At 62.8% G+C, this 23,523-nt stretch carries 23 protein-coding genes, 1 tRNA gene and 2 pseudogenes; 17 read left to right on the plus strand and 9 right to left on the minus strand.

Annotated elements, in window-relative coordinates:
* Nucleotides 1-88: 88 nt before the first annotated feature.
* Nucleotides 89-3,082 (minus strand): Rne/Rng family ribonuclease, encoded by a 2,994-nt coding sequence (locus LCM4576_RS30030; RefSeq protein ID WP_071036044.1) that lies wholly within the window; start codon nt 3,080-3,082, stop codon nt 89-91.
* Between the two features lie 92 nt (nt 3,083-3,174).
* On the opposite strand from LCM4576_RS30030, the gene LCM4576_RS36435 reads away from it, so the two are divergent.
* The 9 genes from LCM4576_RS36435 to LCM4576_RS30070 all read left to right on the plus strand — a co-directional run bounded on the left by LCM4576_RS36435 (nt 3,175) and on the right by LCM4576_RS30070 (nt 12,201).
* The gene (locus LCM4576_RS36435; protein WP_131803322.1) at nt 3,175-3,444 is read left to right on the plus strand and encodes a hypothetical protein; all 270 of its coding nucleotides are present in this window, start codon (nt 3,175-3,177) and stop codon (nt 3,442-3,444) included.
* 283 nt (nt 3,445-3,727) lie between these two features.
* Entirely contained in the window at nt 3,728-4,981 is a 1,254-nt protein-coding gene (locus LCM4576_RS30035; protein ID WP_071036030.1) for an N-acetylmuramoyl-L-alanine amidase, read from the plus strand.
* A gap of 225 nt (nt 4,982-5,206) precedes the next feature.
* Nucleotides 5,207-7,663, plus strand: a complete 2,457-nt coding sequence (locus LCM4576_RS30040) for a penicillin-binding protein 1A (protein ID WP_071036031.1) — start codon at nt 5,207-5,209, stop codon at nt 7,661-7,663.
* Between the two features lie 127 nt (nt 7,664-7,790).
* Nucleotides 7,791-8,922 (plus strand): peptide chain release factor 2 gene (gene prfB / locus LCM4576_RS30045; protein ID WP_116398047.1). Its coding sequence is split into 2 segments (ribosomal slippage): nt 7,791-7,856 and nt 7,858-8,922, totalling 1,131 coding nucleotides; the frame shifts between segments, so codons are not numbered across the junction.
* Between the two features lie 16 nt (nt 8,923-8,938).
* Nucleotides 8,939-9,358 carry a GFA family protein gene (locus LCM4576_RS30050; protein ID WP_071036033.1) on the plus strand — a complete coding sequence of 140 codons (420 nt, stop codon included), beginning with the start codon at nt 8,939-8,941 and terminating at the stop codon, nt 9,356-9,358.
* Nucleotides 9,359-9,655: 297 nt separating this feature from the next.
* A complete protein-coding gene (locus LCM4576_RS30055) occupies nt 9,656-10,033 on the plus strand; it encodes a hypothetical protein (protein WP_040983454.1) in 378 nt (125 codons plus the stop codon).
* A gap of 152 nt (nt 10,034-10,185) precedes the next feature.
* Nucleotides 10,186-10,554 (plus strand): GFA family protein, encoded by a 369-nt coding sequence (locus LCM4576_RS30060; RefSeq protein ID WP_071036034.1) that lies wholly within the window; start codon nt 10,186-10,188, stop codon nt 10,552-10,554.
* 136 nt (nt 10,555-10,690) lie between these two features.
* Nucleotides 10,691-11,341 (plus strand): OmpA family protein, encoded by a 651-nt coding sequence (locus tag LCM4576_RS30065; RefSeq protein WP_071036035.1) that lies wholly within the window; start codon nt 10,691-10,693, stop codon nt 11,339-11,341.
* A 251-nt stretch (nt 11,342-11,592) separates the two neighbouring features.
* Nucleotides 11,593-12,201 carry a hypothetical protein gene (locus tag LCM4576_RS30070; protein ID WP_071036045.1) on the plus strand — a complete coding sequence of 203 codons (609 nt, stop codon included), beginning with the start codon at nt 11,593-11,595 and terminating at the stop codon, nt 12,199-12,201.
* Between the two features lie 79 nt (nt 12,202-12,280).
* On the opposite strand, the gene LCM4576_RS30075 is transcribed toward LCM4576_RS30070, so the two are convergent.
* The 5 genes and pseudogenes from LCM4576_RS30075 to LCM4576_RS30090 form a co-directional block, all read right to left on the minus strand.
* Nucleotides 12,281-13,834 (minus strand): DEAD/DEAH box helicase, encoded by a 1,554-nt coding sequence (locus LCM4576_RS30075; RefSeq protein ID WP_071036036.1) that lies wholly within the window; start codon nt 13,832-13,834, stop codon nt 12,281-12,283.
* Nucleotides 13,835-14,024: 190 nt separating this feature from the next.
* On the minus strand, nt 14,025-14,798 hold the full coding sequence (locus tag LCM4576_RS30080; RefSeq protein WP_071036037.1) for an NAD kinase: 774 nt from the start codon (nt 14,796-14,798) through the stop codon (nt 14,025-14,027).
* Nucleotides 14,799-15,225: 427 nt separating this feature from the next.
* Nucleotides 15,226-15,375: pseudogene (locus LCM4576_RS35400) on the minus strand (MBL fold metallo-hydrolase); the annotation flags it as partial.
* Nucleotides 15,376-15,425: 50 nt separating this feature from the next.
* On the minus strand, nt 15,426-16,031 hold the full coding sequence (locus LCM4576_RS30085) for a carbonic anhydrase (RefSeq protein ID WP_071030189.1): 606 nt from the start codon (nt 16,029-16,031) through the stop codon (nt 15,426-15,428).
* A 111-nt stretch (nt 16,032-16,142) separates the two neighbouring features.
* Entirely contained in the window at nt 16,143-16,379 is a 237-nt protein-coding gene (locus LCM4576_RS30090; RefSeq protein ID WP_131803323.1) for a hypothetical protein, read from the minus strand.
* A 108-nt stretch (nt 16,380-16,487) separates the two neighbouring features.
* Here LCM4576_RS30090 and LCM4576_RS30095 point away from each other — a divergent pair, with 108 nt between their 5' ends.
* The 3 genes from LCM4576_RS30095 (at nt 16,488) to LCM4576_RS30105 (ending at nt 18,321) form a co-directional block, all read left to right on the plus strand.
* Complete coding sequence (locus LCM4576_RS30095) at nt 16,488-17,468, plus strand: manganese catalase family protein (protein WP_041006287.1); 981 nt, start codon at nt 16,488-16,490, stop codon at nt 17,466-17,468.
* A 5-nt stretch (nt 17,469-17,473) separates the two neighbouring features.
* Nucleotides 17,474-17,692: a DUF3606 domain-containing protein gene (locus tag LCM4576_RS35405; protein ID WP_052457751.1), complete on the plus strand. Its 219-nt coding sequence runs from the start codon at nt 17,474-17,476 to the stop codon at nt 17,690-17,692.
* Nucleotides 17,693-17,811: 119 nt separating this feature from the next.
* Nucleotides 17,812-18,321 carry a ferritin-like domain-containing protein gene (locus tag LCM4576_RS30105; protein WP_071030202.1) on the plus strand — a complete coding sequence of 170 codons (510 nt, stop codon included), beginning with the start codon at nt 17,812-17,814 and terminating at the stop codon, nt 18,319-18,321.
* Nucleotides 18,322-18,832: 511 nt separating this feature from the next.
* Here LCM4576_RS30105 and LCM4576_RS30110 read toward each other — a convergent pair.
* Nucleotides 18,833-18,908, minus strand: a tRNA-Thr gene (locus tag LCM4576_RS30110).
* Nucleotides 18,909-19,059: 151 nt separating this feature from the next.
* On the opposite strand from LCM4576_RS30110, the gene LCM4576_RS36130 reads away from it, so the two are divergent.
* The 3 genes from LCM4576_RS36130 to LCM4576_RS30120 all read left to right on the plus strand — a co-directional run bounded on the left by LCM4576_RS36130 (nt 19,060) and on the right by LCM4576_RS30120 (nt 20,098).
* The gene (locus LCM4576_RS36130; RefSeq protein WP_095767587.1) at nt 19,060-19,227 is read left to right on the plus strand and encodes a hypothetical protein; all 168 of its coding nucleotides are present in this window, start codon (nt 19,060-19,062) and stop codon (nt 19,225-19,227) included.
* Between the two features lie 166 nt (nt 19,228-19,393).
* Nucleotides 19,394-19,591, plus strand: a complete 198-nt coding sequence (locus LCM4576_RS30115) for a hypothetical protein (RefSeq protein ID WP_041010644.1) — start codon at nt 19,394-19,396, stop codon at nt 19,589-19,591.
* A 201-nt stretch (nt 19,592-19,792) separates the two neighbouring features.
* On the plus strand, nt 19,793-20,098 hold the full coding sequence (locus LCM4576_RS30120; RefSeq protein ID WP_041010643.1) for a BA14K family protein: 306 nt from the start codon (nt 19,793-19,795) through the stop codon (nt 20,096-20,098).
* An 85-nt stretch (nt 20,099-20,183) separates the two neighbouring features.
* Here LCM4576_RS30120 and LCM4576_RS30125 read toward each other — a convergent pair whose 3' ends face one another.
* Entirely contained in the window at nt 20,184-20,558 is a 375-nt protein-coding gene (locus LCM4576_RS30125) for a hypothetical protein (protein ID WP_244510956.1), read from the minus strand.
* Nucleotides 20,559-20,765: 207 nt separating this feature from the next.
* Between LCM4576_RS30125 and LCM4576_RS30130 the strand changes: the two genes are divergently transcribed.
* Nucleotides 20,766-21,125: a hypothetical protein gene (locus LCM4576_RS30130; RefSeq protein ID WP_071030183.1), complete on the plus strand. Its 360-nt coding sequence runs from the start codon at nt 20,766-20,768 to the stop codon at nt 21,123-21,125.
* Here LCM4576_RS30130 and bhcR read toward each other — a convergent pair.
* Nucleotides 21,122-21,943 (minus strand): annotated as a pseudogene (bhcR, locus tag LCM4576_RS30135) (HTH-type transcriptional regulator BhcR). The gene LCM4576_RS30130 and the pseudogene bhcR sit on opposite strands and share 4 nt — an antisense overlap.
* Nucleotides 21,944-22,146: 203 nt before the next feature.
* On the opposite strand from bhcR, the gene gcl reads away from it, so the two are divergent.
* A partial coding sequence (gene gcl, locus LCM4576_RS30140) for a glyoxylate carboligase (protein ID WP_071036041.1) occupies nt 22,147-23,523 on the plus strand: 1,377 nt, incomplete at its 3' end.

The following is a 23,523-nucleotide window of genomic DNA, read 5'->3' on the forward strand; positions in this document are numbered from 1 at the left end:
AAAGTGCGCCTGACCGGCGCGAAATGAAAAATCCCGCGCCGATGTGGCGCGGGATTCTTTTAGAAGATCAGTCTAACGGCCTGAAGGCTTAGAAAAAGCCCTTGCGCTGCCACCAGCCGGCGCGCTTCGGCTTGTCCTCGGCCTTGGCCTCGTCAGACACGTTAGAGGACACCACGGGTACAACCGGTGCGTCGATCGACTGTGGCTTGCGCCGCGTCGGATGCGCGTTGGCGGCAGGCTCGGCCTCTGCCGCCGCGGGAGCRGCAGTCGCCGGCTCGGGCTCGACAGCCACGGGCGCGACCTGGGCTTCCGCCACAGGCTCCGGCACCGTCTCGGCCACGGTTTCCTCGGCTGTCTTCTTGGCCCTCGAACGGCGGGGCTTCTTCGGCTTCTCGGCCGCCGCGACCTCGGCGTCGTCATTGGCGGCGGCGGGAGCGGCAGGCTGCTGGGGCGCGGCCGCCACGACCGGCTCGCCGGCAGCATCCTCGCTTTCCGCCACTTCGTCCTCGGTGTCGCCGACGGTCTCGCCGGCAACCGCCTCCGAAGCCTCGTCCTCGCGGCGGTTGCGCTTGCCGCCGCGCTTGCCGCGCCGCCGCTTCTTGGCTGAGCTGTCCTCGGCAACTGCCGCCACGGCTTCGCCGCCGGCGGTCACGTCCTGAGCGGCTTCTTCCGTTGCACCGGTCGCATTGGCGTCAGCTTCGTCAGCCTCCGCCGGCGCGGCCGTGGCATCGCCGGTGTGCTCACGGTCGCGGTCCCTGCCGCCGCGCCGCCGCCGGCGCTTGCGGCGCCTGCGGCCTTCGCCGTCCTCGGAGCGCTGCTGATGCTGGCCCTGCTGCTGCGGGTGGCGCGGTTGTTCGGCCTGCTCCGAAACCTCTTCTTCCTCTTCCTCGACGACGATCTCGTCCTCGGGCTCTTCCGGCTCGACATAGGCTGGGAGGCTGCGCACCTCGACAAAGCCTTCCGGCTTCTCGGCAACGGCGCCGCGGAAGATCGCGTAATGCTGGGTGCCGAGCGTTTCGTCTGCCTCGATCGTGATGGTCAGGCCGAAACGGGCTTCGAGCTCGACCAGGTTGGCGCGCTTGTGGTTGAGCACATAGAGCGCGGTCGCCGACGGTGTGCGCACGATGATGTGGCTGCGCGAATCCTTGAGCAGGAATTCCTCTATCGCCCGCACCACCATCAGCGCCACGGAAGAATCGGAGCGAACATGGCCGGTGCCGCCGCAATGCGGGCAGGGCTTCATGGTCGATTCCAGCACGCTGGCGCGGATGCGCTGGCGCGACATTTCCATCAGGCCGAAATGCGAGATGCGGCCGACCTGGATGCGGGCGCGGTCGTTCTTGAGGTGATCCTTCAGCCGCTTCTCGACGGAGCGGTTGTTGCGGTTCTCCTCCATGTCGATGAAGTCGATGACGATGAGGCCGGCAAGGTCGCGCAACCTCAACTGCCGCGCGACCTCCTCGGCCGCTTCCAGATTGGTGTGGAGCGCGGTCTCCTCGATCGAATGCTCCTTGGTGGAGCGGCCGGAGTTGACGTCGATCGAAACCAGTGCCTCGGTCTGGTTGATGATGATGTAGCCGCCGCTCTTCAGCGTCACCTGCGGCTGCAGCATGCGGTCGAGTTGCGCCTCGATGCCGTTGCGCACGAAGATCGGCGTGGTGTCGCGGTAAGGCTGAACCACTTTGGCATGGCTCRGCATCAGCATGCGCATGAAGTCCTTGGCCTCGCGATAGCCGTCCTCGCCGGAGACCAGGATTTCGTCGATATCCTTGTTGTAGAGGTCGCGCACCGATCGCTTGATCAGGCTGCCTTCCTCATAGACCAGGGCGGGAGCCGACGACTGCAGCGTGAGGTTGCGGACGTTTTCCCAAAGCCGCATCAGATATTCGTAGTCGCGCTTGATCTCGGCCTTGGTGCGGCTTTCGCCGGCGGTGCRCAGGATCACGCCCATGCCCTGCGGCACTTCGAGGTCGRCCACGACCTCCTTCAAGCGCTTACGGTCCTGCGCGTTGGTGATCTTGCGCGAGATGCCGCCGCCTCGCGCCGTGTTCGGCATCAGCACCGAATAGCGGCCGGCAAGCGAGAGGTAGGTGGTGAGCGCCGCGCCCTTGTTGCCGCGCTCTTCCTTGACCACCTGCACCAGAAGGATCTGGCGGCGCTTGATGACTTCCTGGATCTTGTACTGGCGGCGCACCGGCTTGCGGCGGTTGCGGATTTCCTCGAGCGCGTCTTCGGCGCCGACCGATTCGACTTCGTGCTCGTCGGAATGCACGGCCGAGACATCCTCCAGCATGCCGCGATCATTGTCGCTGGCGGCAGCTTCGCCGCTCTGCTCGGAACTCGTCTGCTCGGGCTGATCTGTCTGCGGAACCGCTTCGGAGATCACGTCGGCGTCGACGCTCGCGGCGATCGACGTGGGGCCGCCTTCGGACGGTTTGGCGTCCTCGTCGTCGGCGGCATGGTCGGCCGCTGCGGCGTCGCCGCCGGTCTCGGCAGCGGGCTCTTCAGACGTTTCCGGTTCGGCCTCGGAGACTGTTTCGGAATTTTCAGCCCGGGCATCGGCGGTTTCGGCGCCGGTATCCTCGCTTCCGGTAACCTCGGCAGCGGTGTCGTGGGCCTCTGCGGTTTCAGCCTGGCTTTCGCCGCTTTCCGGGGAAGCCGCGATTTCAGCATCGTGCTTGTGCTCGCCGCGGTCGCGATTGTTGCCGCCGCGACGCCGGTTGCGCCGGCCGCCGCGATCGCGCGCCTGCTGTTCTTCGCCGGCCTCGGCCTCGTCGTCGTCTTCGTCCTCGGCTTCCTGCGCTTCGGCGCGCAGCAGGGCCTGACGGTCGGCGACCGGGATCTGATAGTAGTCGGGGTGAATTTCACTGAAGGCGAGAAAACCGTGACGGTTGCCGCCATACTCGACAAAGGCTGCCTGGAGGGAAGGTTCGACGCGGGTTACGCGGGCGAGGTAGATGTTTCCTTTGAGCTGCTTCTTGTCCTGGGATTCAAAGTCGAATTCTTCGATGYGGTTACCGCGAACGACGACAACGCGTGTTTCCTCCGGGTGGGAGGCGTCTATCAGCATCTTGTTGGGCATTATTTTGTTTCCTGCCGGCAGCCGACAGCCGCAGCTGGCGTGGCAATGCCCGCCGCTGCGCATCTGTATTTCCATGCATGCCGGATAATTGAATGTCCGCTAGCCGCCGCTTCAGCGCGATGGCGGTGCCGCCCGCAGCCATTATGGCGCGGTTCGATGCGGACCTTTCCATGATTGCGCTTGAAGCCATCGGCACCCAGCAGAACCTTTTGAACCAAAGCCCGGGCTGTGCCGGACCAGCTTGTTTGCTCACGAAGAGCCGGCGCRGGGCAAACCCGGCCGTTTTCCTCACGCAAGCGATTCCCCCGCCACGAGGGCACGCCTGCGAAAATCGTCGCGACCACCTGAGCCTGGAAGGATAACGGAGCCGCCTTTGCATCCGACCTTTGGCAGGAAACTGCTGAGGCGAGCGGTTCCAGGATTGCAGTGATCCAACGTCGCTTTTATGATTTGGCGGGATGGAAGGCAACCCCGATTTCGGATGCCGGCAAAAAGCGCTTCCGCTGGGGAAGGTGCCTTTCGTCGCGCCCCATGAAAGGCTTGGTTAACCTTCTCTGAATACCAATCGTTAATCGAGTTGGTGTCCTGACAGGCACTGCCGGAAGGCTGGGCGCGATGCGTCAAACCTGGAGCGACGAATAAGAGATGGGATCGGCGGGCACCGCGGACAAGAGGGGTAGGGCCGCCGGGCGTTTCCTGCGCCTGGCCTCGAGCGCCTTGCTGTTGACCATCCTGTCCTGTTTCGCCTCCGCGTACGCGGATACCCTGCTTGGCGCGACCGGCTACAAGATGGCCGGCGACGCCACAAAGATGCGCATCGTCGTGAATTTCGACCGCGAGCCGGACGTCAAATGGTTCCTGCTGCGCGGCCCCAATCGTCTGGTCATCGACCTGCCGCGCACGCGATTCGCCCTTGACGCCAAGGATGTTAAGCCGCGCGGCCTTGTGCGCGCTGTCCGCTACGGCGATCAGGGGCATGGTTCGCGCCTGATCCTCACCGGCAAGGGACCTTTCGCCGTCGACAAGCTCGACGTGCTCAAAAATGACGATGGCGGCGGCTACCGCGTCGCCATCGACATGTCGGCCGCTTCCGAGCGGGAATTCGACGAGGCGCTGGCCAACCAGTCGCTGACGACGGGTTCGACCGTTTCGACCGAAAAGGGCGAGCGGGTCGGCACCGGACCGGTTTCGGCGCCCGGCCATCGCTTCACGGTGGTCATCGATCCGGGCCATGGYGGCGTCGACGGCGGCGCCGAAAGCTCCGCCGGCACGGTCGAGAAGGACGTCACGCTCGCCTTCGCCAAGGAACTGCGCGACAAGCTGGCCGCGGCCGGCAAATACGATGTCTACATGACGCGCGACAACGACGTGTACCTGGCGCTGGACGAACGCGTGCGCATCGCGCGCCAGCACGAGGCCGATCTCTTGATCTCCATCCACGCCGACACGATCGCCGTCAAAGGGCTTCGCGGCGCCACGGTCTACACGCTCTCGGACAAGGCCTCCGATCCGGAGGCCCAGGCGCTTGCCGATCGCGAGAACCTCTCCGACCAGTTCGCCGGGATGAAGATCGAGGACGACAACAAGGAAGTCACCGACATCCTGATCGACCTGATCCGCCGCGAGACCCACAGTTTCTCGATGAGCTTCGCCCACACGCYCGTCGGTCAACTGTCGACCAACGTCGGCCTCATCAACAATCCGCAGCGTTCGGCTGGCTTCAGGGTGCTCAAGGCTCCCGACGTGCCGTCGGTCCTGGTCGAGCTCGGTTATCTTTCCAACGTCAAGGACGAGGCGCAACTGCTTAATGCCGATTGGCGCGGCAAGGCGGCRCAAAGCATAACCAACGCGGTCGCCTTGTTTGCCGCGGCCAAGGCCGGGACCGCGACGGGCGGCTGACCCGCCGCACCCACAACCGCCGGACGACTACAACCACAAGCAGCGTTGCATGAGGACAACACCCGGCGTTATTATTCGGGAACCGAGTCCTCAAATTTCGCGCTGCCGTATTTTGTCCACATGGTCGCGACATGGGTTTTTGATTGCGGATTGGGACCGCCCCGGGAAGCTTGCGCGACTGTCGGCTTCGTTTAGGAAATTCCCGAACCTCGGACTGGAGCGGGCATGATTCGTCTCATCGGCTATTTCTTTGGCATCGGCACGACGCTGGCGCTGCTGGTGGCGGGCGGCCTTGCCATCTATATCAGCCATCTGACGAAGGACCTGCCCGACTACGAGGTTTTGGCCAAATACGAACCGCCAGTGACGACGCGCATTCACGCCTCCGACGGTTCGCTGATGGCCGAGTATGCGCGCGAACGACGTCTCTATCTGCCGATCCAGGCCATCCCGGACCGCGTCAAGGCCGCCTTCATGTCGGCCGAGGACAAGAATTTCTACAACCATCCCGGCATCGACATCACCGGCCTCGGCCGCGCGATTGTCGTCAACTTGCAGAACTTCGGCTCGGGCCGGCGCCAGGTCGGCGCCTCGACGATCACCCAGCAGGTGGCGAAGAACTTCCTGCTGACCTCCGACCAGACCTATGAGCGCAAGATCAAGGAAATGATCCTGGCCTTCCGCATCGAGCAGGCTTATTCGAAGGACCGCATCCTCGAGCTCTATCTGAATGAAATCTTTTTCGGCTTTGGCGCCTACGGCGTTGCAGGCGCCGCGCTGACCTATTTCGACAAGTCGGTCAACGAGCTCACCGTTGCCGAGGCCGCCTATCTGGCCTCGCTGCCGAAAGGCCCGAACAACTACCATCCCTTCAAGCATGYCGACCGCGCGCTGGAGCGCCGCAACTGGGTCATCGACCAGATGGTCGCGAATGGTTACGTCACCCATGACGAAGGCGAAAAGGCGAAGRCCGAACCGCTCGGCGTGACGCCGCGCCGCAACGGCTCCTATCTGTTTGCCGGCGAGTACTTCACCGAGGAAGTCCGCCGCCAGATCATCGCGCGCTATGGCGAGAACGCGCTTTACGAGGGCGGCCTGTCGGTGCGCACCACGCTCGACCCGAAGATCCAGCTCATTGCGCGCAAGGCGATGCAGAACGGCCTGCTCAAATACGACATGCTGCGCGGTTATCGCGGACCGGTGAAGCACATCGATATCTCCGGCGACTGGGGCGTCCCGCTCGGCAATGTCAAGGGCCTCGAAGACGTGCCGGAATGGACGCTTGCCGTGGTGCTCGACAGTTCGGCGAGTGGTCTCACCATCGGCCTTCAGCCGGCGCGACAGGTTTCCGGCGACCTCGTCAAGGAACGTGTCCAGGGGACCGTCAGCAAGGAAGACATGGGCTTCGCCATGCGCCACTTCGTCAACGGCAAGTCCGTCAGGGCGAAGTCCCCGGCGGAGGTGCTGGAGCCCGGCGACGTGATCTTCGTGCAGAAGAACGAAGGCTCCGACAACACCTACATGCTGCGCCAGGTGCCGGAGGTCGAGGGCGGCCTCGTCGCCATGGATCCGCATACCGGCCGCGTGCTCGCAATGGTCGGCGGCTTCTCCTATGCGCAATCCGAGTTCAACCGCGCGACCCAGGCGATGCGCCAGCCCGGCTCCTCGTTCAAGCCGATCGTCTATTCGGCGGCGCTCGACAATGGCTACACGCCGGCATCCGTCATCATGGACGGTCCGATCACCATCCAGAGCGGCAACACCACCTGGACGCCGAAGAACTATGACGGCACGGTCGCTGGCCCGGCCACCTTGCGCTCCGGCATCGAGAAGTCGCGCAACCTAATGACGGTGCGGCTTGCCAACGACATGGGCATGAAACTGGTCGTGGAATATGCCGAGCGCTTTGGCGTCTACGATCATCTGGCGCCCTACCTGCCGATGGCGCTGGGCTCTGGCGAGACGACCGTCATGCGCATGGTTTCGGCCTATTCGATCATGGCCAACGGCGGCAAATCGATCAAGCCCTCGCTTATCGACCGCATCCAGGACCGCTACGGCAAGACGGTGTTCAAGCAGGATGAGCGCGGGTGCGAAGGCTGCAACGCCACCGAATGGAAGAACCAGTCCGAGCCGGAACTGGTCGACAATTCCGAGCAGGTGCTCGACCCGATGACCGCCTACCAGATCACCTCGATGATGGAAGGCGTGGTGCAGCGCGGCACTGGCGCCACCATCGGCGAGCTCGGCCGGCACATCGCCGGCAAGACCGGCACGACCAATGACGAGAAGGACGCCTGGTTCATCGGCTATACGCCCAACCTCGTCGTCGGCCTCTATATGGGCTACGACACGCCGCGCGGCCTCGGCCATGGCGCCACGGGCGGCGGTCTCGCGGCGCCGATCTTCAAGGACTTCATGCGCGTGGCGCTCGACGGCAAGCCGAACACCGACTTCCAGGTCCCCGACGGCATGAAGCTGATCGCCATCAACCGCAAGACCGGCATGCGCGCCGCCGAAGGCGATCCCAACACCATCGTCGAGGCGTTCAAGCCCGGCACCGGCCCCGCCGACAGCTATTGGGTGATCGGCATGGGCGCCGATGGCTCGAACGGCTCGGGCGGGGCGTTGTCGCCCCAGGCCAACCAGGCCATCCAGGACGGCGGCGGCGGCCTCTACTGACCTCCTGCATTCTATAGCGGGCCGGCGAGAAACCGCCGGCCCATTTCGCTTTACAGGCCGCGACGGCGTGCCTATGTATCGCGCCTATTCCGAAAAGACCGAAAAGAACAGGACCGAACGAAAAGCCATGCGCGCGGAAACGCTCAACATTGTCGACGAGATCAGGCAGGCGATAACCCTGCTGAGGAGGCATCTTTGACTGGGATCAGGCTGTAAAGCGGCTTGAGTACCTGAATTCGCGCGCCGAGGATTCCAGCCTCTGGAATGATCCGATCGAAGCGCAGAAGCTGATGCGGGAGCGCCAGGAGCTCGAGGACGGCATCGCCGCCGTCAAGGGACTGACCCAGGCGCTGGAAGACAATATCGGGCTGATCGAGCTCGGCGAGGAAGAGGGCGACGAGGGCATTATCGYGGAAGCGGAGGCGGCGCTGCGTTCGATGCAGGGCGAGGCGAAGGCCCGCCAGGTCGAGACGCTGCTCTCCGGTGAAGCCGACGCCAACGACACCTATCTGGAAATCCATGCCGGYGCCGGCGGCACCGAAAGCCAGGACTGGGCCTCCATGCTTCTGCGCATGTACACGCGCTGGGCCGAGCGCCGCCGCTTCAAGGTCGAGGTGCTCGAAGTCCACGATRGCGAAGAGGCGGGCATCAAGTCCGCGACCGTGCTGATCAAGGGCCACAACGCCTATGGCTGGCTGAAGACCGAGTCCGGCGTCCACCGCCTGGTGCGCATCTCGCCGTACGACAGCAACGCGCGGCGCCACACGTCCTTCGCCAGCGTCTGGGTCTATCCGGTCATCGACGACTCGATAGAGATCAATGTTTCCGAAGCCGACGTGCGCATCGACACCTATCGTTCCTCGGGTTCGGGCGGCCAGCACGTCAACACCACCGACTCGGCGGTGCGCATCACCCATCTGGCGACCGGCATCGCGGTCGCCTGCCAGGCTGAGCGCTCGCAGCACAAGAACCGCGCCAAGGCCTGGGAAATGCTGCGCTCGCGCCTCTACGAGGAAGAGCTGAAGAAGCGCGAGGCGGTCGCCAATGCCACGGAGGCGTCGAAGAGCGACATCGGTTGGGGCCACCAGATCCGCTCCTACGTGCTGCAGCCGTACCAGCTCGTGAAGGATCTGCGCACGGGCGTCGAAAGCACATCGCCGTCGAGCGTGCTCGATGGCGACCTCGACGAGTTCATGGAAGCCTCGCTTTCGCATCGCATCGAGGGCGGCGCAGGCGAAGCGGTGGCGGACTTGGATTAGGATYCCCCAGCGCTGCATGACGGAGGAGCCGGTGACGCGCAAACTTGCCGGGAAGTGCTTCTGYGGCGCCGTCCACTACGAGGTGGCGGACGAATTCGTTTACGCCGCCAACTGCCACTGCTCCAACTGCCGGCGCACGACCGGATCGGCGTTCAAACCCTTCGCCGGCATCGAGCGCGGCAAGTTCCGTCTCACCGCCGGCGACGACAGGCTGCTGATCTTCGGCGACGAGAGYGGTCATGACGCGCATTGCGGCCRCTGCGGCTCGCTCGTCTATTCATTGGTGCGTGATGGCGCCTATGTCCATGTCGCCATGGGGACATTGACGGACGATCCAGGCATTCGCCCGAGCGCACATATCTTCGTCGGTTCAAAGGCGCCGTGGTTCACGATTACAGACGATCTGCCGCAATATCGTGAACATGTCGACGGCTGAACGCCGGAACTTCCGTCAGCCGAACTTCGTTCTTAGGCACCCTGGGCGCAGGCCTGTCGTTTGGTTCTGCCAGCCAAGTCTGCGCATCTTTCCGTCGCCGAGGCTTGAAGCCCAGCGCGCCGCGATGGCGCGCCCCACTTCTTGCGCTGGCTATGGAATCAGCTCAGCATTCGGGCTGGGGGATAGAAGCATTTATGGCCGGGCGCGGCATAACTGCGACTGACGATCCGGCCGCTGGGAAGACACGTTCCAAGAACGGGCAAGCGAAAACGCTTGATGCTCGAAAGGAACGTTTCGATGTCTGCTGCCATATCAAGATCGGCCCAAGCCGTTCGACCGGCCGGCCGACTTTTGTTCTCCCTGTTCGCTGTTGGAGCCATCGCAGTGCTGGCGCCGCCGGCCATCGCGCACGACGCCCAACCCACGGCCGCCATGCCACAAGGCTGGAAATACCCCTTTGCCTGCTGTGCCAACTTCGATTGCAAGGAGGTGCCGCAGTCGTCCATCAGCGAGCGGCCCGAAGGCTATGTCATAAAGGGCACGGGTGAGGTGGTGGCCTATAGCGACAAGCGGATCAAGAATTCGCCCGACGGCGAATACCACTGGTGCGCGCATCAGGCCGGGCTCGACGCCGGCAAGACCATCTGCCTGTTCGTGCCGCCGCCCTCCTACTGAACTTCGCGAGCCAAACGCGAGGCGCAGGAGAGTCTCGATCGCGCCGGCATATTTGCCGAAGCTGCTGACAGGCAGTTGTCAGGACCGCTTCTTTATGTTGCCCTTCCGCCAGGGGAATCCGGCGTGGCGGTGGACAACGGAGAGGTGAGTTCATGACGATCAAGGGAAGCTGCCACTGCAAGGCGACGACCTTCGAGGTCGCCGAGGCGCCGCAGACGGTGACGCAATGCACATGCTCGTTCTGCTCGAAGCGCGGGTCGCTATGGGCCTATTATGTGCCGTCGCAATTCAAGCTCACAAGCCCGCCGGAGAACGTCTCCTTCTATCGCTGGGGCTCCAAGACCGTGAAGCACGGTTTCTGCGCCATTTGCGGTTGCGGCACCTTCACCGAAACGCCTGACTGGTCGACCGGGAAGCCGGATTTCGACAATCCGAAAATCAGCGTCAATTCGCGCCTGTTCGACGATTTCGACCTGGACAAGGTCGAGGTGGTGGTGATCGACGGCAAGAATTTGTGGTAGAGGCGAAATGGGAACGGCCACCGGGCTTTGCGGCCGCATTCCCGTTCCGTTTTTCGCCGCATTTCATGCTACAAGGCTGCGGAAGGGCTGATTTGGCGTGGCCGCAAGGGCCGCGAATTGGAGAGGGACCAATCTTATGAAAAAGACCGTGCTCGTCGTCGTGGCGACGGCTGTGCTGGTGAGTGCCTGCACCACCACCGATCCGTACACCGGCGACCAGAAGATTTCCAACACGGCGGCCGGTGCCGGCCTTGGCGCGCTGGCAGGCGCCAGCCTTGGCCTGCTCGCCGGCGGCAATGACCGCCGCAACGCCTTGATCGGCGCCGGCATCGGCGCTCTCGCCGGCGGCGCGATCGGCGCGACCATGGACCAGAACGAGGCCGAGCTTCGACGCCAACTGCAGGGCACCGGCGTCAGCGTCACCCGCAGCGGCGACCAGATCATCCTCAACATGCCGTCCGATATCACCTTCAATGTCGACCAGGACGCGGTGAAGCCGGGCTTCTATCCGGTGCTGAATTCGGTCGCGCTGGTGCTCAAGAAGTTCCGCCAGACCACGGTGGACGTGTTCGGCCACACCGATTCGACCGGCGGCGACCAGCACAATTTCGATCTGTCGCAGCGGCGCGCGCTTGCCGTCGCCAATTATCTTGCCGGCCAGGGTGTCGATCAGCGCCGCTTCGCCGTCACCGGATTCGGCAAGACGCGGCCGATCGCATCCAACGCGACGGCCMAGGGCCGCGAGCAGAACCGGCGCGTCGAGATCCAGCTGTCGCCGCTCACCTGAGCACACCGCGCAAAGCAGCGAAGCGCCACCAAACCAGAACGGCCCCACGTGGGCCGTTTTTTATTGGGGCGGTCTGAAGATAGGTCGAAGGGCTTAGGACATTAGCTTCTGCTAAATGATACTTTTCCAGACCCTGGAAAAAGATTACCATTCCACTGTTCCAGAGGGGATGGGGTGGTCAATCGGCCGCGCAATCAACATCTGCCGCCCCGGTCTTGCACGGCCAGATCAAGGGAATCTGGGAGGAATGCATGACAAGAACAGCTCGCCTCGGGCGCTGCGGCGTCCTCGTTTTGACTGGYCTTTTAGGCGCATGGCTCGGAGCCACCACGGCTCGGGCCGAGGACGCCAACAAGGCCGATATCGAAGCCCTGAAGAAATCCCTGGCCAAATATGAGGATTACACCGCCGCCGTCCGCGATCTCTATTTGTCGACCGTCGGCTGCGTCCACTACGCTGGCGAGAAGATAGCCGGCGCGATGTACTATCCGAAGGGTGCCATGGGCATCCATTTCGTCAACGTGCCGAGTATCGGCAAGCCGCTCGACCCGATGAAGCCTAACGTCCTGATCTACGAGCCGACGAAGAAGGGTTTGAAGCTGGTCGGCGTGGAATGGCTGGTGCCGCTGACCCCGGACGTGAAGGAGGTTCCGACGCTGTTCGGCCAGAAATTCATGGGGCCGATGGAGGGGCATTATCCGCTCATTCCAAGGGAATTCGTCCACTACGACCTGCATGCCTGGCTGTTCAKGGACAATCCGAACGGCATGTTCACCCCGACCAACCCGAAGGTGACGTGCAACAAGGCCGATTTCCCGATGCTGGAGAAGCCTACCAAGATGATGCCGGGACCGATGTAGGGCAGGGCGGGCAAGACAGCTTAAAAGGAAACGGCCCCGGACGGGGCCGTTTTCATTTCTGCCTGGACTGGCGGAAGCTTCAGACCTTCGCGACGATCCGCATGAAGGCCGGCACGTCGTCGCCAAAGCCGACGGTCGCGTCGTCTTCCTCCTGACGGTGGCGGCCGGGGCGGTCGCGCTGCGGCCGGGCATCGCCGCGCTGCTCGTGACGATTGCCGGAGCCCTTGCGCTCGTTCTCGGAACGGATCGCATCTTTGCGGGCGCGGCGTTCGGCAATATCGGCCACTTCGGCGACAGGCTGCTCGTCGCGCGCGGCCTCGGGTGTCTCGTCGCGCTTGGCGTGACGGTCCTTCTTGCGCTCGCCGCGTTCTTTGCGATCGTCCTTGCGGTCCTCGTCCTTGCGGCCGGCCCGGCGCGGCGCGCCGCGGCCACGGCGCGGCGCATCCTCGCCCTCGCTTTCGGTCACGGTCGACAGGTCGCCGTCATGCCATTCGATCTTGGTGCCGATCAGCCTCTCGATGGCGTCGACATATTTGGTGTCGGCGCGCGTGGCGATGGTGAAGGACTTGCCCGCGCGTCCGGCGCGGCCGGTGCGGCCGATGCGGTGGACATAGTCCTCGGCATGAATCGGCACGTCGTAGTTGAAGACGTGGCTGACATCGGGGATGTCGAGGCCACGCGCGGCGACGTCGGAGGCGACGAGATAGCGCAGCTTGCCGTCGCGGAAATTGTTGAGCATCTGCATGCGCGCGCGCTGGTCCATGTCGCCATGCAGGGCGCCGGCATCGAAATCATGCTTCAGCAGCGAGCGGAACAGTTCCGACACCTCGACCTTGCGGTTGCAGAAGATGATGGCGTTCTTCAGGTCGGCGTCTTCGGCCTTGATCAGATTGCGCAGCGTCTCGCGCTTTTCCCATGGCTTCGTGCCGGACTTCACCAGGCGCTGCGTGATGCTGGTCGCGGTGGACGCAGCCTTCGAGACCTCGACGCGCACCGGCGCATGCWGGAATTTCTCGGTGAGCTTGGTGATCTCCGGGGGCATCGTCGCCGAGAAGAACAGCGTCTGGCGCGTGAACGGGATCATCTCGCAAATGCGCTCGATGTCGGGAATGAAACCCATGTCGAGCATGCGGTCGGCCTCGTCGATGACGAGGATCTCCACGCCGTTGAGCAGAAGCTTGCCGCGCTCGCGATGGTCGAGCAGGCGGCCGGGCGTCGCGATCAGCACGTCGGCGCCGCGCTCGAGCTTCTTGTCCTGTTCGTCGAACGAGACGCCGCCGATCAGAAGCGCGATGTTGAGCTTGTGGTTCTTGCCGTATTTGATGAAGTTTTCCTCAACCTGAGCCGCCAGCTCGCGCGTCGGCTCGAGGATCAGCGTGCGGGGCATGCGGGCTCGCGCCCGGCCCTTTTCCAGCCGCGTCAGCATCGGCAGCACGAAGGAAGCGGTCTTGCCGGTTCCGGTCTGGGCGATGCCCAGCACGTCCTTGCCGAGCAACGCATGCGGGATGGCGCCGGCCTGGATCGGAGTCGGCTTGGTGTAGCCGGCATCTGAGACTGCGGAGAGGACTTTCGGCGACAGGCCGAGGTCCGAAAAGGTCAACGCTTCTTGAGCGGTCGTGGTGTCTGAGGACAAGTGTTTGATGTCTTTGGCTGGTTCGGGAAATCGCAACGCGCGCTGCGGCAGGCGCCGCGCACCTGCAAGATTGCGGTTGCAGTTAGGCGCAAGTCCGCGATTTGTCAACAGAAACAGCCGGGAATCGCGGTGATTGTGAAGACGTAACCTTAATCGCGATGCTTAATCGAAACAATCTCGTTTCGCCGGCTCAGTAGCGGAACTGCTCTGCAAGGATACGTTCGTTCCAGGAATGGTTCGGATCGAACAGTAAAGTTGCAGTCGCTGTCGGCGATTCCCGCACGGTGACGGAGGCCACCGCCTTGACCTCGGTATGGTCGGCGGCGGCGTTCACCGGGCGCTTTTCGGCTTCCAGGATGTCGAAGCGCACCGTCGCCTTGTTGGAGAGCAGCGCGCCCCGCCAGCGGCGCGGCCGGAATGGGCTGACCGGCGTCAGCGCCAGCAGCGGCGCGTCGAGCGGCAGGATCGGCCCGTGCGCCGACAGATTGTAGGCGGTTGAGCCGGCGGGCGTCGCGATCATCACGCCGTCGCAGTTCAGCTCCTCCAGCCGCACCTGGCCGTCGACAGTGATGCGGATCTTCGCGGTCTGGTAGGACTGGCGCCACAGCGCCACCTCGTTGATGGCCGGCGCCGAAACGGATTCGCCGTCATGCGTCACGGCGACCATTTCCAGCGGCCTGATCGTCTCGGAGGCCGCGTTGGCGATGCRCTCCTCGAGCCCGCCGGCGCGATATTCGTTCATCAGGAAGCCAATGGTGCCACGGTTCATGCCGTAGACCTTCTTGCCCGTGCTCATCGTCTCGCGCAGCGTCTGCAAAAGAAAACCGTCGCCGCCGAGCGCAATGATGATCTCGGCCTCCGCGACGGGCACCTGCCCATAGCGCGCCGACAGGCTTTCCCGCGCGGCGCGGGCGTCATCAGTGTCGGAAGAGACGAAGGCGAAACGACTGGCGGCTTTGCTCATGGCTCCCGGAGGGCGACCGTCYGCAGGGCCGCGCCGGGGACGGCGTAGCATGCGCCGCCCGTATCTGTGAAGGGTGCTGGGCGGCCGGCGGTCCACCCGACAATCGCGCTTCGTGACAGGCGCGACATGAATGTGATGGCCGCAATGGTTAAGACGAGGCTTAAACACTCGTAAAGCCGGATCGATCATGTTAGCCGACAGTGGATGGGTTAGCGGGGGCTGGCCAGTCGAGAGACCTGTCTATTGCCGGTAACGCGTCTGATCATAGTCTTCCTGATGATGGGAAGTTTCGCGCTGATGTTCGCCGAACTCGTGCGTCATTCGGAAGAGATGAGCCAGCGGCCGCAGCCGACGGCTTCCCGTTGCGGGGACGCCACGGGAACACCTTGCCCGCAAAGGGCGCTGTAGGCCTAACTTTTCCGCTCGCTCAACCACCTTGCAGGTGACAGCCCGGCTTGTGCCTGCCCGCGACATATTCGTCGATGAGTTGCCGGTAGCGCACCTCGCCGAAGCTTGGAAAGTGGCCGCCATGCACGACCGAGACCTCGAGGTCGCGCATGGCTAGCAGCGTCCCGACGACTATCCGTGCAGGCCAATCGCGCCGGGATCGGCCAAGAAACTTGCGGTTCAGCCTTTAGGATTCAGCGGAGGCACGCTGCATTTAAGGTCCGAGATCAATCCATCGGTCAATCCGTAGACCCAGCCGTGAATCCGCACGCGCTTGCCGCGCTTCCAAGCCCACTGCACGATGGGCGTGCGCTCAAGCCGCGCAACCTGGTTGCGCGTGCTCATCTCGCAAACGACCTTCAGGCGTGACGTCAGGTCGGGGACGCGGTCGAGTTCGTCCTTGTTCTGCTCGGCAACATCGCGAATGGGCTGCAGCCAATGGTCGATGATGCCGTGCCGTTCTCCGTCCAGCGCGGCCCGGATGCCGCCGCAACCATAATGGCCGCAGACGATGACGTGTGACACCTCCAGCACGTCGATCGCGTACTCGAGCACCGACAGCAGGTTCAGGTCGCTTGGATGAACAAGGTTCGCCACATTGCGGTGGACGAAGACCTCTCCCGGTTCCAGACCCGTGATCGTGTTGGCCGGCACCCTGCTGTCCGAACAGCCGATCCAGAGGTATTGCGGTCGCTGAAGGTTGGAGAGCCGTTCGAAATAGTGGGGGTCTTCGCGGCGGCGTTCCTCCGACCAGGCCCGGTTTTTCTCAAACAGGTCATTCAGCACGTCATCACCTCGACTCCAGAGCGGCTTTCGCCGCTAGTGCGCATTTGCCTACGCTGCTCGCGTCGGAAGAGCCACGTCTTTCCGCCGTCGCCTAGAAAGCGGCGAATCCGGTCACCCTCCGGACGCCCTGCGCAGCAGCCTTGAGAGATGCGCCCGGTGCAACATCTGCAAATCTTCGAGCAATGCCAGGAACGCCTTCGCTCCATCGGCAGGCTTGCCCGCGGCTTCTAACCCGGCAATGAGTGAATGCTGGCGGGCTATGTGCAACTCGCCATGGCGGACGTGCCGTTCCGCCATCCTGATGTCATCGGCGAGCGCCATTGACAAAAACATCGCCGGGTTCTTCAATGTTCCTTGGCAGCCCCGCGCGGGAGGCACCGAAGCAGTCACGTGCCGTGATGGAACATTCCTCCTAGGGAGGTGTTTGGGGGGCGCCCCAACCCTGGAGAATTTGCAATGTTCATGCACAACAAGCGACTGCAGTACACCGTCCGCGTTTCCGAGCCGAACCCGCGTTTAGCGTGCATGATCATGGAGCAATTTGGCGGCGCCGATGGCGAGCTCGCCGCCGCGATGCGCTATTTCACGCAAGGCCTGGGCGAGGACGATATGGGCCGCAAAGACATGTTGCTCGATATCGCCACCGAAGAACTCAGCCACCTCGAAGTGGTCGGTTCGATCGTCACAATGCTCAACAAAGGTCTTAAGGCACAGCTGGCCGAGGGGCAGATGAAGGAAGCCGAGCTCTATCTGATGGTCGGTGCCAGCGGCACGACAGCCAAGGAATCGATCTTGTTCGGCGGCGCGCCCGCATTGTGCGATTCCGCCGGCGTGCCCTGGACTGCCGCCTATGTCGATTCGCGCGGCGAGCCTACCGTCGACCTGCGCTCGAACATTGCGGCCGAGGCGCGTGCCAAGATCGTCTACGAGCGGCTGATCAACATCACCGACGATCCGGGCGTTAAGGACGCGCTCGGCTTTTTGATGACGCGCGAGATCGCGCATCAAAAATCATTCGAGAAAGCGCTGTACGCCATCGAGCACAACTTCCCGACCGGCAAGCTCCCCGGCGTTGAGAAATTTGCGAGCATGTACGTCAACACCTCCCAGGGCGAAGGGGATACCAACGGGCCGTGGAACTCGGGAGATGAATGGGATCGCGTGGACGATCTGGAGGAAGTTATGCCGGCGGATGGCGGCGACGGGACGGCAACGGTCAAGCTGGCGGCCAAGGACATGAAAGTGGTCGCCAAGATGGGCGAGCGGACGCTTTCGGATCCCGCTTCCGACCCGACTACAGGCGCGGACATAGGCGCCGGTCCTGGGGCCGGACGGACCAAGAATGGGGATATGGGCGGAGCCGCCAACATCAACGAGGCTCCGGCGCAGGCGGAAGCGGCTGCCAGGAAGAAAACATCGAAGGCGAAGTCCCGGTAAGCTCAATGGCAGACGACAGTGCCGAGCATGTTTTTCGCAATCCGAACCGTGTTTCGGCGGATGAAGCCTATGAAGTCGGCTACTTTGCAGGCGTGAATGGCATCACGGAAGACCAGGTACGCGCGCTGATCAAATTGCACGGCGAGGATGTCGTGGTTCTCGTCATTGAAGCACGGAAGCTTAGGGAACCCGAACAGCATCCTTTGCCGTCCGTTCCGCTTTAGGGCCAAGGCGCGTCCGGCCTCTAACGCCGGTCTTCGCCCCGCCGGCGTTCTGGGCGGCCTTGGGGAACAAACAGCAGGTTCTGTTGTTCGGGGCCGGCGACGAAAAAGGAGAGACTGCAATGCCTGAGTCACGCGAATGGCTTATCCAGTGGCTGAGGGACGCTCACGCCATGGAAGAGCAAGCCGAGACGATGCTCTCCGGGCAACTGAGCCGGCTCGACAGTTACCCGGATCTTAGCGAGCGTATACGAATCCACCTCGACGAAACCAAGGAACAGGCTCGGCGCTTGCAAGTCTGTCTCGATGGTTTGGACGAGGGTTCCTCAACCCTCAAGGATGCTGGCGGCAAGCTGGCGGCGATGGCGCAATCGATCAGTGGTGTCTTCGCTGGCGACGAAGTGATGAAAGGCTCTCTTGCCAGCTACACCTTCGAGCATATGGAGATAGCTTCGTATGCGATCCTGATAGCGGCGGCCAATGAACTGGGTGAAGCCGAGATCGCACGCGTGTGCGAGCAGAACCTGCGCGAGGAGGAAGCCATGGCGGAGTGGCTGAAGAACAATCTTGCTCAGGTCGCGGCGACGTTTCTTACTCGCGCCGAAGCTGACAGCGACGCAGCGAAGCGCTAATCTATCGGCTTCCAGTATGCGCGGGGATGGACGCCATGGCATGCTTCGACGACAACCCAAGGCATCGTGGCCCTGGTGTCGGATATCAGGCTGGGCAACGGGCCCACGGAATGGGATGTCGCGCGCCACGTAGAAGAGTCAGTCCAGACCTTCCCGTGATTTATATGAGCGGTGACGGCGCGGTCGACTGGGCATCCATGGGGGTCCCCAACAGCATCATGATCGCCAAGCCCTGTGTGATGCAGCAGATCATCGTAGCCCTGGCAACCTTGCTTAACAGTGGGGGTCCTTTTCCGCGTATCTGATCGACGTGGCTGGCCTTGTGGCACGCTGTGAGGTGCGCCACGTGCCCTGAAAGAACGGTCGGATTCGTGCGAAAACACCGCAACAGAGCGTCTTTCTCTTGCACATATCCTTACACAATCGCCCGGTACACGTGCCGCTGGCTGATAATCACGATTGAGAGCATGTCAGATTATGACTGTAAAACAGGGACTTACATTCAGAAGGATGGTGCCCCCGGCAGGGATCGAACCCGCGACCTTCGGTTTACAAAACCGCTGCTCTACCAGCTGAGCTACAAGGGCACGGCGCTCCGGTAGCATATTTCGTGCGCCAGTAAAGACAAAACTCCGTTTCGGTTCGCTAATGGACGCCGTGGCTTGGCCGGCATGCTGAAAAGCGGAGCGCCGCTTCCTACATGCTGTTCAGGTGCAATCGCATCGAACGGGGTGCCGCATGATCAGATTCGTCATCATCCTGCCACTCATCGTCGTGACCTGGCTTCTGCTGGTGAAGGTCGTCAGCGATCTGAAGAAGGCCAATATCGACTGGACCGGCGTCGCCACTTTCGTCGGCTTCATCGTGCTGGCCTTCTGGTTGAGGCATGTCACGGGGATGGGGTGAAAAGAGTGAGTGGGGATTAGGCAGTAGGCAGTGGTAAAACTTCAATCTCCCTACTGCCTATTCCCTACTGCCTAATCCCTCAAACCTTCGAACCTTTTGCCGCTTCGCCACGACTGATCTCCCGAGAGGCGAATGGTCGCCTCGATCAAGGATCCAGGAGATCATCATGTTGAAGCGTACCCTTACCTCAGGCCTCGTCGCCGTCTTCGTCGCCACCGGCGCGCTGGCCGCCACGGTCGAAACGTCCTCGGCTCACGGCAACCACCACCATCATCATCACCACAAGCATCACAAGAACTTCTGGTGGTGGCACAACCATCATCACAAGCATCACCACCACGGCAAGGTGATCATCTTCCTCTGACGAGAAGACCATTTGCCTTCGAAGGGCGGCTCTCGGGCCGCCCTTTTTTCGTTCCGGGCGACCAGCAGCCGGAGGCGGGGGAAAAGCCCGAAGAATCGTCGACGAAAAATTTCAAAAAAAACTTCGAACCATTTTCCGACTGGCGGCGACCCATGATCAAGAGGCGGATGGTTCGCCTCTCCATTGAAACAGGAGATCGTCATGTTCAAGCGCACCATCGTTTCCGGCCTCATCGCCACCACCGTCGCCGCCGCCACGCTGGCCGGCACCGTCCAACCTTCGGCCGCCCACGGCCATCATCACCGCGAACTCGGCATCGGCATCGCAGCCGGCGTCGGCGGCTTCGTTCTCGGCAGCCTGCTCGCCCAGCAGCCCCGAACCGTCTATGTCGAGGACGATGGCTACGACTCGATCCACGTCCGCCGCTGCTATGCGCGCTATGCCAGCTACGACGAGCGCACCGACACCTATATGAGCTACGACGGCCCGCGCTATTGCAGGCTCTAGGAGGGAGCAAGATCAACGACAGGAAAGAGGGGCTGCACGCGGCCCCTTTTCTTGCGTTTGACCGTTAGCGGATTCGCCAGATGGGTTAATTGGAAGCGGACTTCGCCTCCGGCATCGCCAATCCCGCCGCCTTACAGGCGCCGCTGACCGAAACGTCGTTTATCGCGACGAGTTCGAAGTTGTTTCCGGCATCGGGATAGATCTTGCCGATGAAAGGCTCGGTGCCGCCGGGAGAGCCCTTGTCGTCCACATAGCCGCACACCACGATCTCGTGGCGACTGTCCAATGTGCGCTCTCCGGCAAGCATCGATCCGAACTTTGCGGCAATGGGGTTCTTCAGATGCTGGCGGACGCCGGCGGTGATGATCTCCTCCAGGGCCAGTGAAATCGGAATGGGATCGACGCGCGGGTTGCCGCTGGGTGCAGCGATCGRCTCGACCGGCGCCGGTGCCGCCGCCACGCAGCCGCAAAGGGAAGCGACGGATAGGAGGAAAACTGTTTTCCGCATCCCGTGCCCTTTCGCACGCATGCCAACGCCCCGGCAAGACGGTCAAGTCCGGCGTTCGGCCTGCCTATGCCCCGGTCGGCCTTCGCCAGGCAACCAGCGATGTACAGCGATTTTGCAAGCGTTTAGGCTGGCTTCCGCGCCAAACGAGGGGAGGGTGGCATGAACGAGCAGGATCCCAGGGAAGAACGGGTCGAACCGGTTTTCCGCAACGGCACCATCACCATCGTCGGCATCCTGCTTGCGTTTTCGCTAGGCTTCATCACCCATTGGGCGRYCAACCCGATCCCATGGCAGACCTACCATCTGATTGCCGTGCTRCCGATCCTGGTCGGCATTGCACTGCAGATCCGGGCGCTTGCCATTCTGCTCGACATCAAATCCCTGCAGCGGAGCATTCATGACCGCGCCAGTCGGATATTCATCGCCGGCCTCATCTTGGCGGCCTGTGGCGTCGGACTGGCCATCCTGCTCGATTTCTTCGACATATCGGCCAAGAGCGCGTTGCCGGGCGCGTCCTAATAAGCTTTCACGCCGCCGATCATCTTCGTCACCTCGACCGCGGCCTCGCGCACCAGCGGACCGATCTCGGCCAGTCGCTCGGGCGTGACCCGAACCGTCGGGCCGGACACCGAAACGCCGCCGATCGGCTCGCCATATTCGTTGAAGATGGCGGCGGCCACGCAGCGCATGCCGGGATGGCGTTCCTCGTCGTCCACCGACCAGCCGCGATGCTTGATGGTCGCCAGATCGTGGGCGAGCGCAGAGATATCTGAGAGCGTCTTGTCGGTGTAGCGCTGCAGGCCCGCCTTGCGCAGGATGGCGGCGACCCGTTCCGGCTCGAGATGCGCCAGGACGGCCTTGCCGATACCGGATGCATGGAAGGGGCTGCGCGTACCCGGCCGGAAGAAGGCGCGGATCGCCTGGTGCGTCTCGACCTGGCTGACAAAGACGACGCAATCGTCCTCGGCGAAGCCGAGATTGGCCGTCTCGCCGGTCTTCTCCATCAGTTCCTGCATGACGATGCGCGCGCGGTCGACCAGCTTGCGCCGGCGCAGGAAGGCCGCACCCATGCGGTAGGTCTCGACGCCGACGGACCAGAGCTGGTCGGTCGTATCGAACTCGACCATGCCGTGGTTCTCCAGCGTCGTCAGCATGCGATAGGCGGTGGACGCGGCAATGCCGCTTTGCGCCGCGATTTCACTCAGCGACAGGCCGCTGGCCTCGGCGACGATGGCCAGGATCCGCAGCGCCCGGTCGAGCGACTACACCGACGCCGCTTCGGACGGACCATTGAAGGCGCGCGGCCGGCCGCGTTGGCGTTTTTCCGTCGTTTCCATGCCCGTCATTCTCGCCGATCTGATGCCGGATGCAATGAAAAACTTTTTCAGTCGTTGCTGCGATAGTTTTTCTGGAAAACGAAAAGTGAAGTGAAATCAGTGGATAAAAGCCATTTTCTAGAAATGAAAAAATATTCTGAAAAAATTGAAAAATCAAAGGCGCGCTGGCACTATCAAGCCAACCAACGAAATGGAGGCTTGTCATGGCCAGGATGCGCGCTGTCGACGCGGCGGTTCTCGTTCTCGAAAAGGAAGGCATCACCAATGCCTTCGGCGTGCCGGGCGCGGCAATTAACCCGCTCTATTCGGCGCTGAAGGCGCGCGGCACCATCCGCCATGTGCTCGCCCGCCATGTCGAGGGGGCCTCGCATATGGCCGAAGGCTACACGCGGGCCAAGGCCGGCAATATCGGGCTCTGCATCGGCACGTCCGGCCCGGCCGGCACCGATATGATCACCGGCCTTTATTCGGCCTCGGCGGATTCGATCCCGATCCTCTGCATCACCGGACAAGCGCCGCGCGCGCGCCTCAACAAGGAGGATTTCCAGGCCGTCGACATCGCTTCGATCGCCTCGCCCGTCGCCAAATGGGCGGTCACCGTCATGGAGCCCTATCTGGTTCCGATGGCGCTACAGAAGGCGTTCCACCTGATGCGCTCCTCGCGCCCGGGTCCGGTGCTCGTCGACCTGCCCATCGACGTCCAGCTTGCGGAGATCGAGTTCGACATCGACGCCTATGAACCGTTGGCTCCGTTCAAACCGGCAATGACGCGCGCCCAGGCCGAGAAGGCGCTGGCGATGCTCAACGAGGCGGAAAGGCCGCTGATCGTCGCCGGCGGGGGCATTATCAATGCAGACGCTTCCGATTTGCTGATCGAGTTCGCCGAAGTCACCGGTGTGCCGGTCATCCCGACGCTGATGGGCTGGGGTTCGATCCCCGACGACCACCGGCTGATGGCGGGCATGTGCGGCCTGCAGACCTCGCACCGCTATGGCAATGCGACGATGCTTGCCGCCGACTTCGTCTTCGGCATCGGCAACCGCTGGGCCAACCGCCACACCGGCTCGGTCGATGTGTACACGAAGGGGAAAAAATTCATCCATGTCGACATCGAGCCCACTCAGATAGGCCGCGTCTTCGCGCCGGATCTCGGCGTGGTCTCGGATGCGGGCGCCGCTCTGAAGATCCTGCTCGATGTCGCCACCGAATGGCGCACGGCCGGCAAGCTGCGTGACTGGTCGGGCTGGGCCAAGGAATGCCAGCAGCGCAAGAAGACCATGAAGCGCAAGACGCATTTCGAGCAGGTGCCGCTGAAGCCGCAGCGCGTATACGAGGAGATGAACAAGGCCTTTGCCCGCGACACCACCTATGTCACCACGATCGGCCTGTCGCAGATCGCCGGCGCGCAGTTCCTGCATGTCTACAAGCCGCGTAACTGGATCAATTGCGGTCAGGCCGGCCCGCTCGGCTGGACGCTGCCGGCAGCGCTCGGCGTGCGCGCCGCCGATCCGGACCGGGATATCGTCGCGCTCTCCGGCGACTACGACTTCCAGTTCATGATCGAGGAAATGGCCGTCGGT

Origin of the sequence: Mesorhizobium sp. LCM 4576 (assembly GCF_001854815.1) — a bacterium.
Classification (GTDB): Bacteria; Pseudomonadota; Alphaproteobacteria; order Rhizobiales; family Rhizobiaceae; genus Mesorhizobium; species Mesorhizobium plurifarium.

What these genes read in the sequence shown, in the direction of transcription:
- LCM4576_RS30055 (WP_040983454.1), top strand. Translation starts at nt 9,656, where the DNA reads ATGTCTGCTGCCATATCAAGATCGGCCCAAGCCGTTCGACCGGCCGGC.
- LCM4576_RS30060 (WP_071036034.1), top strand. Translation starts at nt 10,186, where the DNA reads ATGACGATCAAGGGAAGCTGCCACTGCAAGGCGACGACCTTCGAGGTC.
- LCM4576_RS30095 (WP_041006287.1), top strand. Translation starts at nt 16,488, where the DNA reads ATGTTCATGCACAACAAGCGACTGCAGTACACCGTCCGCGTTTCCGAG.
- LCM4576_RS35405 (WP_052457751.1), top strand. Translation starts at nt 17,474, where the DNA reads ATGGCAGACGACAGTGCCGAGCATGTTTTTCGCAATCCGAACCGTGTT.
- LCM4576_RS30105 (WP_071030202.1), top strand. Translation starts at nt 17,812, where the DNA reads ATGCCTGAGTCACGCGAATGGCTTATCCAGTGGCTGAGGGACGCTCAC.
- LCM4576_RS36130 (WP_095767587.1), top strand. Translation starts at nt 19,060, where the DNA reads ATGATCAGATTCGTCATCATCCTGCCACTCATCGTCGTGACCTGGCTT.
- LCM4576_RS30115 (WP_041010644.1), top strand. Translation starts at nt 19,394, where the DNA reads ATGTTGAAGCGTACCCTTACCTCAGGCCTCGTCGCCGTCTTCGTCGCC.
- LCM4576_RS30120 (WP_041010643.1), top strand. Translation starts at nt 19,793, where the DNA reads ATGTTCAAGCGCACCATCGTTTCCGGCCTCATCGCCACCACCGTCGCC.